Here is a 14,026-nt window from a genome sequence, read left to right on the forward strand (position 1 = left end):
TGTGAAATTGTATCTTTAACTCCGCATGAACACCTATTCCATCCTGCTGGTTGAAGACGACCCGGACGACGTTGAGTTAATGATACAGGCATTGCAGGACAACAATGTGCCCTACCGCATGGAGACGATCAGCCAGGGGGATAAGGTGGTGCCCCACCTGGAACATTGTGAGAAGCTGCCCGATGTGGTTGTACTGGATTTGAACCTGCCCAAACTTCATGGGCGGGAGATCTTAAGCCGCCTCAAAGCATTGCCGCGGCTGCAACGCCTGCCGGTCGTCATTCTCACGACGGCCTCGTCGCAGCAGGAACGCGATCAATGCCTGCAACTGGGTGCCGATCTGTTTATCACCAAGCCCTCTACCGTGAAAGGATTTAATGAGATGATCGCGGCCATTGTCGAGCGCGTACGCAGTCAGCCCGACCTGAGCCGTTAGCGTTACAGCAGGTGCCGCTCGATGGCTTGCGCCACGCCGTCGTCGATATTCGCTTCCGTGATCTCTTTTGCCAACGCCTTTACTTCATCCCGACCATTTGCCATGGCTACCCCCCACCCGGCGGCTGTTAGCATATCCATGTCGTTATAGTTATCGCCGAATGCCATGGCGCTGGCGGCCCCGAGACCATAACATGTTTTGAGCACCAGTTCCATGGCGGAAGCCTTGGAGATGGCGCGTGGTGCTATTTCGAGGTAGGTGGACTTGGATCGATAGGCGTGTACATCGGTTGAAAAGCCGTTTTCCAGAGCGTTTTGAAGCGCGGATATCGCACCTTCGTCGCCCATACACATGATCTTATGGGCACCTGTACCCTGGTGCTCCCAGCGGGCCAGGACGTTTGCCGCCGGATCGATCTGCGGTGACACCTTGGTGATGCGGGCTTCACGTTCAGTCCACTGATCGTAGCCGGGAGCGTACCAGTTGTCCTGCTCGTACAGGCTTATGTGCAGCGAGCTGCCTGCGGTCAACGCCAGGATCTGACGGCAAACCGCCACGGGAATCACCACGGAGTCGAGCACGTGTGGCCGGGGACCGTCCAGTTGTAGTACGTACCCCCCGTTGTAGCAGATCAAGGGATGGGTAGTGATGCCCAGCTCCTGCTGCAGGTGCCGCATGGCGGCGGGCATGCGCGACGAGGCCAGGATGATAGGCAGGGTGTCTTTTATCCGGCCGATGGTTGCCAGGGTACGGGGTGACAGCTCGCGGCGGCTGTCCAGCAGGGTTCCGTCTATGTCGGTGCAAACGGCTCGTATCCGTTCTCGCAGGGGCGTGATCATGTTTGCGCAATATCTCCAAGCGTGCTGACTGTACGAAGCCTCCTTCTACTATTTTTTTAACATTCTGTGGAATTGCCACCCTGCTATGGGATTTCCCGGGCGGCGAACCGCTGGCAAGGAATTTACACGGTCTTCAGAAAAAACAGACACTTTATGATAGCACGTGACGGTTCATTTGTTAGCCTATGGCAGGAGGTGCCGGTATACGGCTCCCTGCACCGGGCGCAGCAGGATACCCCCTACGATGTAGCCATTGTCGGTGGAGGGATCACAGGCATAACGACCAGTCTTCTGCTTCAGCAGGCTGGCCGGAAATGTATTTTACTGGAGGCCGAGAACATCGGCTTTGGCACGACGGGAGGCACGACGGCGCATTTGAATACGCTGCTCGATACCCCCTATACCACGATCATTAAAAACTTCGGAGAAGACGGTGCCCGGTTGGTAGCACGTGCGGTGCGCGAAGCGATCGATATTATCGAACGGCATGTCAGCGCCTATGGAATTGACTGTGGTTTTGAAGAGGCCCCGGCGTACCTGTTTTCACAGGATGAAAAGCAGTCGAAGGAACTTCAGGATATCTTTGATGCCTGCCGCACGGTGGGTCTGGAGATCGACTATGCAGACGGCATTCCTGTGCCGATACCGATGCAAAAGGCTGTTCGTGTCGAACGACAAGCCAAGTTTCACCCCATGCGGTATGTACACGCCCTCGCCCACGCGTTTGAAAACCTGGGAGGAGCCATTCTGCAATATGCTCCGGTAACGAAAGTGACCGAAGGAGACATTATCACCCTGGAAGCCGGCGGTAAATCCATCCGCGCCCATAACCTGGTGTACGCCACCCATACGCCGCCCGGTATAAACCTGGTGCACCTACGCATGGCGCCCTGGAGAAGCTATGCCATGGCGGTCACGCTGGCCGACGGCAACTATCCCGAAGGGCTCTGTTATGACATGTACGACCCTTATCATTATTATCGCACGCAGGTCGTAGACGGCCAGCGGTACCTGATCGCCGGCGGAGAAGATCATAAGACGGGGCATGAAGAGAATACCGAAAAACGCTTCCGTGCCCTGGAGGCCTACGTCCGGAAATATTTTAACGTTGAATCGATCGCCTATCAATGGTCATCGCAGTACTTTGAGCCGGTGGATGGCCTACCGTATATCGGAAACTTACCCATGCACCGCGATAACATCTATGTGGCTACCGGTTATGGTGGCAACGGCATGGTCTACAGTACGGTGGCTGGCCTTCTTTTGCGTGACCTTATCACGAAGCAGGAAAGTCCGTACCAGGAACTGTTCAGCCCTTCGCGTATCAAGCCTGTAGCAGGATTTACAAGCTTTATGCAGAATAACCTGGACGTGGCAAAGAGCCTGATCGGCGGCTGGTTCTCGACTGAAACGTTGCAAGACCTTGTTAACCTCGCCCCGGGAGAGGGGAAGGTCGTTGATTACGAAGGAAAATCGATCGCTTTGTCGCGCGACAGTGAGGGCGCGTTGCACGCCGTGTCGCCGACGTGTACCCACATGGGTTGTCACGTAGCCTGGAACCTGGCCGAGCAAAGCTGGGATTGCCCCTGCCACGGCGCCCGCTATTCACCGGACGGCAAGGTGCTGACGAGCCCCGCCAGCGCAGATCTGCAGCCGATCGAATTACGCACTGCCGTCGAGACGAATCAATAGTTCGACATGCCCGAAGGACCCTCGATCGTATTGTTGAAGGAGGCCGTGGAGATGTTCGCACGAAAAAAAGTGCTTCATGCTTCCGGTAACACCCGGCAGTTCGACCCGACCATGCTGGAAGGCAAAGCGATTCGCAACTTCAAAAGCTGGGGAAAGCACTTTCTTATTTGCTTCCCCACTTTTACGCTGCGAATCCATTTTTTGTTGTTCGGATCGTATCTCATCAATGAACGCAAGGCCACACCTCCGCGCCTCAGCCTTCAATTCAAGAATGGTGAAATTAACTTCTATGCTTGCGGGCTTCGCATGCTGGAGGAGTCGCCTGACGATGTTTACGATTGGTCGGCAGATGTGATGAGTGAACAGTGGAGCTCTTCCCGGGCTTTACAGAAGCTAAAGGCTATACCCGATACGCTGGTCTGTGACGCGATCCTGGATCAAACGATCTTTTCGGGCGCGGGAAACATTATCAAGAATGAGGTGCTTTTCCGGATACACGTTCATCCCCTGAGTACAATAGGAAAATTATCACCGGCCAAGCGACGGCAACTGGTAGAAGAGGTTGTGCGCTATAGCTATGACTTCCTCGCCTGGAAGCGGGAGTTTACGTTGCGAAAGCATTGGCTGGCGCATACAAAAAAAACCTGCCCGCGGGATGGCGCGCCGCTTCAAAAAGCTTATTTGGGAAAAACCAACCGGCGCACCTTCTATTGCGAAGTATGCCAGAAGTTGTATGTTTAGCCATCGGTAAGTGGCATGCTTTTTTGATTCCCATCAGAAACATTATCTATCATGAATACGCGCATGTACTTATTTCTTATGGCCTTTTCGGTCCTGCTGTCCTTTACTTCCTGCGGTAACAAATCGCAAGACAGCACCGAGGTTGCCGAAGCGGAAAACGACGAAAAGCTCGACACCCTGGATCTGAAGGCCGATGGTGAATTTGCCGTTGCAGCAGCCGACGGTGGGATGCTGGAGGTAACCCTCGGCAAGCTGGCGCAGACAAAAAGCACTACACCGGCGATCCAGGAACTGGGCAAGACGATGGAGCTTGACCATAGCAAAGCCGGCGAAGAACTTAAAGCCATTGCCGGGCAGAAAAACATTTCTCTCCCCGATTCACTCAGCGAAAAGAATCAACGACTGGTCGATGACCTGGACCAAAAGGCCGGGAAAGATTTTGACAAGGCTTACGCCGATCTGATGGTGGATGACCACCAGGAGGATATAGACGCGTTCCGGAAAGAATCTGAAAAAGGCAACGATGCAGCGTTGAAGGCATGGGCTACTGCCAAGCTGCCGATCCTGGCGCACCACCTCGAGATGGCGAAGCTGGCACGCGAGACGTTGAAAGACGAGAAGAAAAAAGAGAAGTAGGGTCTATTGCGGGGCTTATCCCCGGTTGTAATACTTCGTCAGTGTTCTCAGCGACTCTTCCGTTGTTGCTGTTATAGCATCGGGCACCATGCGCCAACGCCAGTTCTCGCCTACAGAACCGGGTGTATTCATGCGGGCGTCACTCGCCAGGCCGAGGATGTCCTGCATGGGAATGACAGCTGTGCGCGCAACTGACCCATAGGCCAATCGTATCAGCGCCGACGGCACCGCCTGTGTCTCGGTGGCAGTGCCGGCATATCCAAGGACTGCTTTTTGAACGGCGGGATCAAGCTCGGCATACCACCCGTGTGTTGTATTGTTGTCGTGCGTGCCGGTGTATACAATGTAATTTGTGCTTTCGAAATTGTGGGGTATGTACGGTGATGTTGCCAACGCGTCGCCAAAGGCAAACTGAAGTACCTTCATGCCCGGAAATTCAAACGTATCACGCAGCGCGTATACTTCGTCCGTTATTTCGCCCAGGTCTTCGGCTATGAACGGCAACGTTCCGAGTGCTTGCCTGACGGCGTGGAAGAATTCCTCTCCGGGGCCTTTTTGCCACTTCCCTCCTACGGCGGTCCTGGCATCGGCCGGTACTTCCCAATAGGCTTCGAATGCACGGAAATGATCGAGCCGAACGAGGTCGAAAAGCTCTATATTTTTACGCAGGCGATCGATCCACCAGGCATATCCCGAATCTTTCAGCGTATCCCAGCAGTATACCGGCATGCCCCACAACTGTCCCTGGTCATTAAAATAGTCGGGTGGTACGCCGGCGACATACTGCGAGCGAAGCTGGTCGTCTAATTCAAAGAGTGCCGGATTGGCCCAAACATCGGCGGAATCAAAGGCCATGTAAAACGGCATGTCACCGAGGAAACGAATGTCTAAACTATGGCAATAGGCCTTCAGCTTTTTCCATTGGCGATCAAATATAAACTGCAGCCAACGGACTTTGTCCAACCGCTCGGCGTGTGTATCGCTGAATTGTTTTAGCGCCTGCGGGTTGCGCCTTCTAAACTCCTCCGGCCACAACGACCAGCTCTTTTCGTGGTAGTGCTCGCGAAGCGCTTCGTATACCGCAAAATCATGCAACCATGCCGCTTCTCGTTGTACAAAGCTCTTGAATGCTTGCTGCAGCGCGTGATGTTCACCCGTTTTGAAGCGCTTCCAGGCATGGTCGTACAAGGGCTGCTTTGCCTCGCGCATAGTCGTAAAGTCCAGGGCCGCTGTAGCGGGTTTGCGTTCGGCTGCCAGCTCTTCGGCGGTGAGCAGACCATCTTCGGCCAGCAACTCGGGGCTGATCAACCAGGGATTTCCCGCCATGGCCGAATACGCGCTGTAGGGCGACTCATCGCTACCCTTTGACGTCGGGGTGAGCGGCAGGATCTGCCAGCATGTCTGGTGCGTGCGGTATAGAAAGTCGGCAAAGGCATAGGCCTGCGGCCCCAGGTCGCCAATGCCAAACGCCGCCGGCAGCGATGTGATGTGCAAAATGATACCGGCGGTACGGTTACGCTCAGGTTCCGTTGCACGGAGTAAGCCCACCGGACATACGGCCAGCACATCCTTCACCAGTATGCGTTTCGTTTCTTTACGGGACTCACGGGTCAGTACATTCACCCAGCGTTCGGGTGCGTCTGACGGAAGTAGTACACAGGTATCCTGCCAATCCACCGCCGCGGCCGTAGCGTACAGGGGCGCGATGACAATATATTGTTTTCTCTTATGCCTTCGTGCAAAGGCGATCACCTTCCGACTGTGGATACCTTCCACCGCCAGGGGTATATAATCACCGTCCGCGAATATTTCTTGTGATGCGGTCCGCTCACGGTACAGAAGCGCTGTAAGCCATAGCTTAATCCCTGCGTCGTGGCGATCGTGCCATAGCTGGCTCCAGATACCGGCGGCGTCCTTTGCTGCGGCTTCGTCCAGCTGTTCCAAATGTTCGAGTCGATGGTGGTAGTCTATGGGGCGACGATTGTCGGGGTCTACCAGGCTCAGGTCCCACAACTCGCAACCCTGGTACACATCGGGAATGCCGGGGCACGTGAATTTCAGCAGTACCTGAGACAATGAGTTCCGGATTCCGGCTTCCGTCGCGCGGGCGGAGAATTCCTGAAATGATCTCATCCAGGGGCGTTGCGTTTGCAAAAGACCTGTAGTAAATCGCTTCACTACTTCCTCATAGCCTGTGTCGGGCGCAGCCCAGTCGGTATGCCGTTTGGCCTCGCGGAGGGCCTTTGTTAAATAAGCTTCCAGCCGCTCGGGAAACTCCTTGTCGCCGGCATCGGTATAGGCGCCCACGAGGGTTTGGTATATAAAGTATTCATCGTTTGCATCGGGGCGGTCGTTTTCCCGCAACGACGCATTTTCCTTTCGCCAGGCTTCCACTGTTTTCACCCACTCTGCAGCATAGGCTGCTACGCCGTTGAGGCGTGCCCGGACATCTTCGCCGCGTTTTGTGTCGTGCGTGGCACTGGCATTGAGTGAAAGCGGCCACGCCCCCTGGCGGTGTTTCATGATTTCATGAAACTTTTCTACGGAGAGGCCAAAGTATTCCGGCGAGTCGCCCACCTCATTGTGCCCGATGAAGCGGTTATAGGTATACATGAGGGTGTCTTCCACGCCTTTGGCCATAAGCGGTCCCGAGAACTGCATGCACCGCATGAGGAAGCGGATGGCCCTGGCATTGTATTCTTCGTCCCCTCGGGTGGTCCTCTCCAGCAAGGCTTCTTCCAGCAATTCCACGGCTTGCGTGAGCTGTGGTATTTCCGCTTGTATCCCCCGGAACAGCGCACGAAGCTGCTGCTCATCCCCGGGGGGCAATGGGACTCTGTTGCCGTATGCCCGGTAGGTGGGGAACCGTATGAGGAGCTCTGCCAGGCAGGACTTGAAGTCTTCTGCGGAAACCTGCGCCCTCCGTTCTTTCGGGATAAGATTGAGATCTACCAGAAAGCGGGCCAGGTTGTTCAACTCGCCGCCCATGTGGCGGAACAGGATGTTCGCCTTTTTAGCGCGGATCTGTCCCTGTATGGAAGCGTCGTCGGGAACAAGCGTTGCATAGTATTTTGATAACGGCTGCTCCGCATCGGGCGGGGTTAACAAGTTGTTGACCCAGGCCAGAAACTCATAGCCTGTGGTGCCCTGGATCGGCCATGTTGCCGGGAGATCCTCCTCCAGCTGCAGGATCTTTTCGGCGACGATGTATACCTCTTCTCCTACCAGCGCGCGAAGGCGCTCCAGGTATTGCGTCGGATCGTACAGGCCATCGATGTGATCGATGCGCAGGCCCTGGAATATCCCCTCGTCCACATACGACTTGATCAGCTTATGATAGTGCTCGAACACTTTTCCGAACTGCATATTCAGACCGATCAGCTCGTTTACCGTAAAGAAGCGCCGAAATGTGATACGTTTATCGGCCTGTTGCCAGGCGTTAAATACATAGTTCTGCTCTTCGGCGACAGTCCGCAGCAACTTCTTATCATCGTTTGTTGCGAGGATCCGCTGCTCGATGTATTCCAGTGTGTCTTCGCGTTTGGTAAGTGCGTCCAGTTGCAGGATCAGCTCATGCCAACGCAGGGTATAGGCTACCGGCTCTTCGATCGTATGCAGCTCTTCAATCTGGTTGATAAATACCTGAATGGCATCGGGCATATCGCTACCGTGCAAGATCGTTGTATAGGAACGCGGATGCAGTGGATAGGCGTTGTCATAATACTGAAATACCAGCCGTTGCTCGGCACGGCTGATCTGAAGCTCCTGATTAAACAGGACGTCCTCCAACGACGAGCCCAGAATGGGGACGATGAGACGTCCCTGAAACAGCTCGCTCGCCCACGCCTGATCGAAGAAGGACTCGTATACCGAGTTGCGGCCTTTTTCGAGCACATCCATTAACCAAAGGTTTTCAGGGTGATAGGCCATGTGGTTGGGCACGATATCCTGCACCCAGAAGATGCCGGCTTCCCGCAGCTGTCGGCTGATGCTGCGCAGTTGGCTGTCGGTACCGATCTCGGGGTTGATCCGGTGCGGATTGATCACGTCGTACCCGTGCATACTTCCGGGTACTGCCTCAAAGATCGGCGACGCATATACGGTCTTTACGCCCAGCTTTTGCAGGTACGGTATTATTTTTTCAAAATCGGTGAAATTGAATTGCTTGTGAAACTGTATGCGGTATGTGGCAACCGGATTGAACATAAGCTTTAACGCGTATAGAGTATAAACGATTCGGGCTGCAAGGTGACCTGGTCTCCCGTCTGGGCCAAACTACCCGGTCCTCCCCATTCTGTGTCGGCCGAGTCGAGGACGCGACGCCAACGCACGTCAGACTCCAGGGACATTGTCTGTGGGACACTCGAGAAATTCATCAGGCACAGGGCGTGTTCCTGATCACACCACCGGTCAAGCCGCAACGTTTGTGTTTCTTCCTGCGCGGTGACAGTAAGCTGGTTCCTGTTGGTGCAACGTAAAGCCGCCGAGCGTTTCCGGATGGCGATCAGTGTTTGATAGAACGTAAACATGGTTTGATGCCGGGGCTCCTGCAGACGGGACCATTCCAGTTTGGATTGCTGGAATGTTCCGGATGCCTGCGGATCGGGGGCCTCGCCTTCATCGTGAAAGGCTGCGAACTCTGCTTTGCGTCCCTTCCGCACAGCTTCGATCAGCGCTTTGTCTTCATGGCTCACGAAGTATAGAAAGGGATTTGTTTCGGCATATTCTTCTCCCATAAACAACAGCGGCAGGAACGGGCTCACCAGCGTATTGGCGGCGAGCAGCTTGAGCATTTCAAAACTTACCAGGCTACTGGTACGCTCACCGAGCATACGATTGCCGACCTGGTCGTGATTTTGCGAAAAAACCACAAAGCGGTCGCCGGAATGGCCATTTGTCTTCACGCCAAAAGATCGCTGCCGGTGCTCGGAATACATGCCATCGTACACATAGGCATCACGATAGGATTTTGCCAGGTGGGTGATGCCTTTGAAATCGCTATAATAACCGGTCGCGGGCTGGCCGGCCGCGACCCGAAGGGCGTGGTGAAACTCATCGACCCATTGAGCGTCCATGCCATATCCCTGGCGGTCGAGCGGGTCGATGAAGCGTGTGTCGTTCAAGTCGAGTTCTACGATGAGGTAATACTGACGCCCGGTCTCGATCATCAACTGCTCCACGTGTTCGCGTATAGCGCGCAGAATATGTTTGGGACTGAAATCGCGTATGGCATGTACTGCATCGAGGCGCAGGGCATCGATGTGGAAATCGCGAAACCACATCAGGGCATTCTCGACAAAATAATTCCGTACGGCGTCGCAGCCGGCATCGTCGAAGTTTATGGCATTGCCCCAGGGAGTTTTATATTTTTCCGTAAAATATTGCCCGAGGGCAGGCAGGCAATTCCCCTCCGGACCGAAGTGGTTATATACTACATCCAGCACGACGGCAATGCCGTGAGCGTGGCAGGCGTCGACCAGCTTTTGTAAGCCTTCTGCTCCACCATACGATGCCTGTACGGCAAAGGGGAAAACCCCGTCATAGCCCCAATTCCGGTCGCCTGGAAATTGCGCCACGGGCATGATCTCAATGGCTGTAATGCCCAGCGCCCGCAGGTACGGCAATTTTTCCTGGATACCTTGAAACGTGCCGGCGGGTGAAAACGTGCCTGTATGGATCTCATAAAAAATATAGTCCTGCAGCTTTGGATTAACCCACGCGGAGTCGGTCCAGTTGAAACCCTCTACCGTTCGCGCGCGCGACGGGCCATGCACGCCCCCGGATTGGTCGAGGGAGGCGGGATCGGGCACCGTTGTTTTTCCGTCAATTTGAAACCGATACACGTCACCCTCGCGCAACGTATCGGTGGTCAGCTGCCAATATCCATACGGTTGTTGGTGCAGCAGTTCGGGGGTATCGTCCTGACCCCGCAGAAGTGCTACTGCTTTTGCCCGCGGAGCCCAAAGTCGTATCGATGCCGTACCCGATGAATCGAAGGTGACGCCCAGGGTGCGTCTACTTGTTTTTACCGGCATTATCATACGCAATCTTATGCTGAAGCAACATAATCGAACGGCTTTCTACTTTGATCGTTTCTTCCGGCGCATGTTTGCTGTCGCGACCGATTTTTCCGTCGGCCGTATTGAGGACCTGAATCCACTCCTTTCCATATTTTGCAGACGGAAGCTTGTATTCCACCGGCTCGTGATGGGCGTTAAAAATGACATAGAAGCTATCATCGACGATCTGCTCACCTTTAGGCCCCGGCGTATGTATACCCCGGCCGTTTAAGAAGACCGCCAGTGTCTTTGCAAAGTCGTTGTTCCAATGCTCATCGCTCATTTCACTACCGTCGGGCAGAAACCAGGCAATGTCCTCCAGTCCGATACCCTTGATGGGCTGTCCCTGGAACCAGCGGCGACGACAAAACACCGGGTGATCCTTGCGCATCTGTATCAGGCCCTGGGTAAATTGCAGAAGATCTTTATCGGCGTGCTCCCAGTTGGTCCAGGAAATTTCATTGTCCTGGCAGTATGCGTTGTTGTTACCCTGTTGTGTGCGACTGATCTCGTCACCAGACAGCAGCATGGGCACACCCTGGGACAGGAATAATGTGGTCAGAAAGTTCCGCTTCTGACGCTGGCGCAAGGCGTTCACCGCCTCGTCTTCCGTATCGCCCTCGGCGCCGCAGTTCCAGGAGCGATTGTGGCTTTCACCATCGTTGTTGTCCTCGCCGTTGGCGTCATTGTGCTTATCGTTATACGACACCAGGTCGTTGAGTGTGAAGCCGTCGTGGGCGGTAATAAAATTAATGCTGGCCGTGGGGCTTCTGTAGTCCCCTTCGTACAGGTCGGAGCTGCCCGTGAAGCGCTGGGCGAATTCACCCAGCATACTGTCGGCACCACGCCAGTAATCGCGGATACAATCGCGGTATTTGCCATTCCATTCGGCCCAACCGGGTGGAAATTTACCCACCTGGTATCCACCTTCGCCCACATCCCACGGTTCGGCGATCAGCTTTACCTGTGATATGACGGGGTCCTGGTGGATAATATCAAAGAAGGCGCTCAGCTTGTTCACTTCGTGCAGCTCACGCGCTAGTGTGGACGCCAGATCGAACCGGAAGCCGTCTACATGCATTTCCAACACCCAGTAACGCAAGCTGTCCATCATCAGGCGCAGTACATTGGGCAGATTCGCATTCAACGTATTGCCCGTGCCGGTATAGTCGAAGTAGAAGCGTTTGTCTTCTGCCAGTCTATAGTAGCTCGCGTTGTCCACGCCGCGGAACGACAGTGTCGGCCCCATCTGGTTGCCTTCTGCCGTATGGTTATAGACCACGTCGAGGATCACCTCGATGCCGGCTTTGTGCAGGTCCTTCACCATTTGTTTAAATTCGTTGACCTGCTCACCGAGCACGCCGCTGCCGGAGTAGCGGACCTCCGGGGCAAAAAAGCCGATGGTGTTGTACCCCCAATAGTTTGTCAGCCCCTTTTCCACCAGGTGGCGGTCCGCAATGAAGTGATGCACCGGCATCAGCTCAATGGCGGTTACGCCCAGTTCTTGTAAGTAGCCGATGGTAACGGGATGGCCGATGGCCGCATAGGTGCCGCGGATCTCCTCGGGTATCTCCGAATTCATCTTGGTAAATCCGCGCACGTGTGCTTCATAAATGATCGTACTGTGATACGGTATTTTTGGTGCGCGATCCCCCTCCCAGTCGAACTCAGGATTGATAACCACACACTTCGGCAGAAACGGTGCGCTGTCGGTCTCGGACATGCTCAGGTCTTCTGCCTCGTTGCCTGTTTCATATCCAAACAGGGCATCGCTCCATTCAATCTTGCCTGCAATCGCCTTTGCATACGGATCGATCAGCAACTTGGCCGGGTTAAAGCGGTGGCCATTGCTGGGATCATACGGGCCATGCACGCGATAGCCATACAGTTGCCCGGGTTTCGCATCGGGAATATATACGTGCCATACTTGCGCCGAGCGCTCGGTGACGGGTACCCTTATCGCTTCCGCTTCGTCGTTCTGATGGTTGAATAAACAGAGCTCTACACCGGTAGCATTTTCGGCATAGAGTGCGAAGTTCACGCCCTTACCATCCCAGGTAGCTCCCAGAGGATATGGACTTCCCGGATATACTTTTGCCCTAACTTTTTTTGCTACTTCCGCTTCTTTAATGTTCATAGGTATTTTGCAGGGTCATTGCCCAGGTGGGCATGTGTATCTCTCTTCTATCGGCTTCCGAGCGAAGGGCACCTTCTTGTTTTTCCGTAACGGGGATGCGTTCGTATTTACTTAACTGATACGAGAAATCATTCAGAATATTCATATAGTTCATGAAGGCTTCGTACGGCGATGCATACGGGCTGAAGTATGCATGTACCACGCCGTCATTGCTCTTTTTGGTCGACATATAATAAAAATGATCGCTTGCCTGCAACCACCGCCACCGCTCCAGCAGGTGAGGATCGTCTATGCTTTTAACATCCTGCTCCATGCGCAGCATGGTTTCGAAGGCATCGCGTTGCATGTCATTGCCCAGCCAGGCAGAGAGATCGCGCTCTTCGTCCGCCCACGATATGTACGAGGGTACCGGAAGGTTATCCACCGCGGGTGTGTGTGCAATGACCTGCGAGGGCGTGGCCAGGGTAAAGTGTTTTTGTTTAACCACGGTCAGCAAAAACTTCTCCAGGAACTTCAGAATGCTTTCGTGACGCTGGTGCTCGCCGAAGGTCTCGTAGTCCATACCCAGCACAACGAGTTGCTCGTGGGCCGGTATGCCGTTCAGCCAGGTCATGTATTTTTCGACCGACAGCGGCTGGTTGTTTTGAAAGAACCGGAACGCGATGTCGTCACTTAGCCGGTAGTTGCGCAGCAAGATCTTCAGCCCCGTCTGATCGGGATGCTGATACACGTAATGGGGCTTACGGCCATGCAGTATTTTCTCTACGCCGTCGGTAAATATACCGGTAAATCCCAGGGCTTCTACGCGCCGGCCGATGTCATCGCTATAGATAAGCTCGGTGTTTCGGAACACGGTGGGCCTGATACCGAAGTACTCGTGCAGCTTGGCTACCTGGTCGAGCACCTGTACCTCAAATTCGTCGCCGGGCATCATACACGCCAGCGAATGTTGGTCGGTCTCTGCCAGGAACTCAACAGAACCGGTATCGGCTAAAGCCTTAAAGCTATCCAATACTTCGGGCGCGTACTCTTTAAATTGATCCAGGGCCATACCGGAGATCGAGAACGTCACTTTGATCTCGGGGTGCTTGCGGATAAGCTTCAACAGCAAAGCGTTTGTAGGTAAGTAGCTTTGGCGCGCGACGCGTTCGACGATAGACCGGTTAAGATCATCGTTAAAGTACTCGCGTTGTGAACCGATATCAAAGAAACGGAATGGCCGAAGCCGGCGAGGCTGGTGTACCTGGAAGTACAGGACCAGCTCTTGCGTGGGGCGTGCGTTAGGTGAAGCGTTCATATTGTTATGGCTTTTTTATTTGTCCGTTATGGTTGCTGAGGAAAAAACTCCCCAGCGTTCGATATAGTGATCACCGATATATCGACCGGATTTTACCGGTGAAAGGGGGCGGTCAGCCGTCTCGGTATCAGCCGGCTGCTTGCGTTTAGTCAACGTTATATTGCGAGCCGGCAAATCTCGGCCAGGATT

Annotated in this window: 9 protein-coding genes; 4 read left to right on the forward strand and 5 right to left on the reverse strand. The window is 54.3% G+C overall.

The features are described 5' to 3' along the window. Positions 1–25: 25 nt before the first annotated feature. Positions 26–436, forward strand: a complete 411-nt coding sequence (locus KK078_RS17780) for a response regulator (RefSeq protein WP_254091653.1) — start codon at positions 26–28, stop codon at positions 434–436. A 2-nt stretch (positions 437–438) separates the two neighbouring features. On the opposite strand, the gene KK078_RS17785 is transcribed toward KK078_RS17780, so the two are convergent. Next, positions 439–1,275 carry a Cof-type HAD-IIB family hydrolase gene (locus tag KK078_RS17785; RefSeq protein WP_254091654.1) on the reverse strand — a complete coding sequence of 279 codons (837 nt, stop codon included), beginning with the start codon at positions 1,273–1,275 and terminating at the stop codon, positions 439–441. Positions 1,276–1,428: 153 nt separating this feature from the next. Between KK078_RS17785 and KK078_RS17790 the strand changes: the two genes are divergently transcribed. From KK078_RS17790 to KK078_RS17800, 3 genes are read left to right on the forward strand one after another with little or no spacing between them, the layout of a single operon-like run. Then, positions 1,429–2,967: an FAD-dependent oxidoreductase gene (locus tag KK078_RS17790; protein ID WP_254091655.1), complete on the forward strand. Its 1,539-nt coding sequence runs from the start codon at positions 1,429–1,431 to the stop codon at positions 2,965–2,967. Between the two features lie 6 nt (positions 2,968–2,973). Next, on the forward strand, positions 2,974–3,708 hold the full coding sequence (locus KK078_RS17795) for an endonuclease (RefSeq protein ID WP_254091656.1): 735 nt from the start codon (positions 2,974–2,976) through the stop codon (positions 3,706–3,708). Positions 3,709–3,759: 51 nt separating this feature from the next. Further along, positions 3,760–4,344 (forward strand): DUF4142 domain-containing protein, encoded by a 585-nt coding sequence (locus KK078_RS17800; protein WP_254091657.1) that lies wholly within the window; start codon positions 3,760–3,762, stop codon positions 4,342–4,344. Positions 4,345–4,359: 15 nt separating this feature from the next. Here the strand turns inward: KK078_RS17800 and treY are convergent, their stop codons facing one another. The 4 genes from treY to KK078_RS17820 are packed head-to-tail and all read right to left on the reverse strand — an operon-like array spanning position 4,360 to position 13,837. Continuing rightward, entirely contained in the window at positions 4,360–8,550 is a 4,191-nt protein-coding gene (gene treY, locus KK078_RS17805; RefSeq protein ID WP_254091658.1) for a malto-oligosyltrehalose synthase, read from the reverse strand. A gap of 5 nt (positions 8,551–8,555) precedes the next feature. Next, positions 8,556–10,379 carry a malto-oligosyltrehalose trehalohydrolase gene (gene treZ / locus KK078_RS17810; protein WP_317195944.1) on the reverse strand — a complete coding sequence of 608 codons (1,824 nt, stop codon included), beginning with the start codon at positions 10,377–10,379 and terminating at the stop codon, positions 8,556–8,558. Then, entirely contained in the window at positions 10,360–12,540 is a 2,181-nt protein-coding gene (glgX, locus tag KK078_RS17815) for a glycogen debranching protein GlgX (RefSeq protein WP_254091659.1), read from the reverse strand. Before glgX ends, treZ begins: the two co-directional genes overlap by 20 nt. Continuing rightward, the gene (locus KK078_RS17820; protein WP_254091660.1) at positions 12,530–13,837 is read right to left on the reverse strand and encodes a glycoside hydrolase family 57 protein; all 1,308 of its coding nucleotides are present in this window, start codon (positions 13,835–13,837) and stop codon (positions 12,530–12,532) included. The genes glgX and KK078_RS17820 overlap by 11 nt, the downstream gene beginning before the upstream one ends. Positions 13,838–14,026: the final 189 nt, after the last annotated feature.

It is taken from the genome of Dawidia soli, from assembly GCF_018598185.1.
Lineage (GTDB): Bacteria > Bacteroidota > Bacteroidia > Cytophagales > Cyclobacteriaceae > Ohtaekwangia > Ohtaekwangia soli.

Excerpts from the sequence above, each read along its gene's own strand:
- KK078_RS17800 (WP_254091657.1), top strand. The coding sequence starts at position 3,760 with ATGAATACGCGCATGTACTTATTTCTTATGGCCTTTTCGGTCCTGCTG.
- KK078_RS17820 (WP_254091660.1), bottom strand. The coding sequence starts at position 13,837 with ATGAACGCTTCACCTAACGCACGCCCCACGCAAGAGCTGGTCCTGTAC.
- KK078_RS17780 (WP_254091653.1), top strand. The coding sequence starts at position 26 with ATGAACACCTATTCCATCCTGCTGGTTGAAGACGACCCGGACGACGTT.
- treZ (WP_317195944.1), bottom strand. The coding sequence starts at position 10,379 with ATGCCGGTAAAAACAAGTAGACGCACCCTGGGCGTCACCTTCGATTCA.
- KK078_RS17790 (WP_254091655.1), top strand. The coding sequence starts at position 1,429 with ATGATAGCACGTGACGGTTCATTTGTTAGCCTATGGCAGGAGGTGCCG.
- treY (WP_254091658.1), bottom strand. The coding sequence starts at position 8,550 with ATGTTCAATCCGGTTGCCACATACCGCATACAGTTTCACAAGCAATTC.
- KK078_RS17785 (WP_254091654.1), bottom strand. The coding sequence starts at position 1,275 with ATGATCACGCCCCTGCGAGAACGGATACGAGCCGTTTGCACCGACATA.
- glgX (WP_254091659.1), bottom strand. The coding sequence starts at position 12,540 with ATGAACATTAAAGAAGCGGAAGTAGCAAAAAAAGTTAGGGCAAAAGTA.
- KK078_RS17795 (WP_254091656.1), top strand. The coding sequence starts at position 2,974 with ATGCCCGAAGGACCCTCGATCGTATTGTTGAAGGAGGCCGTGGAGATG.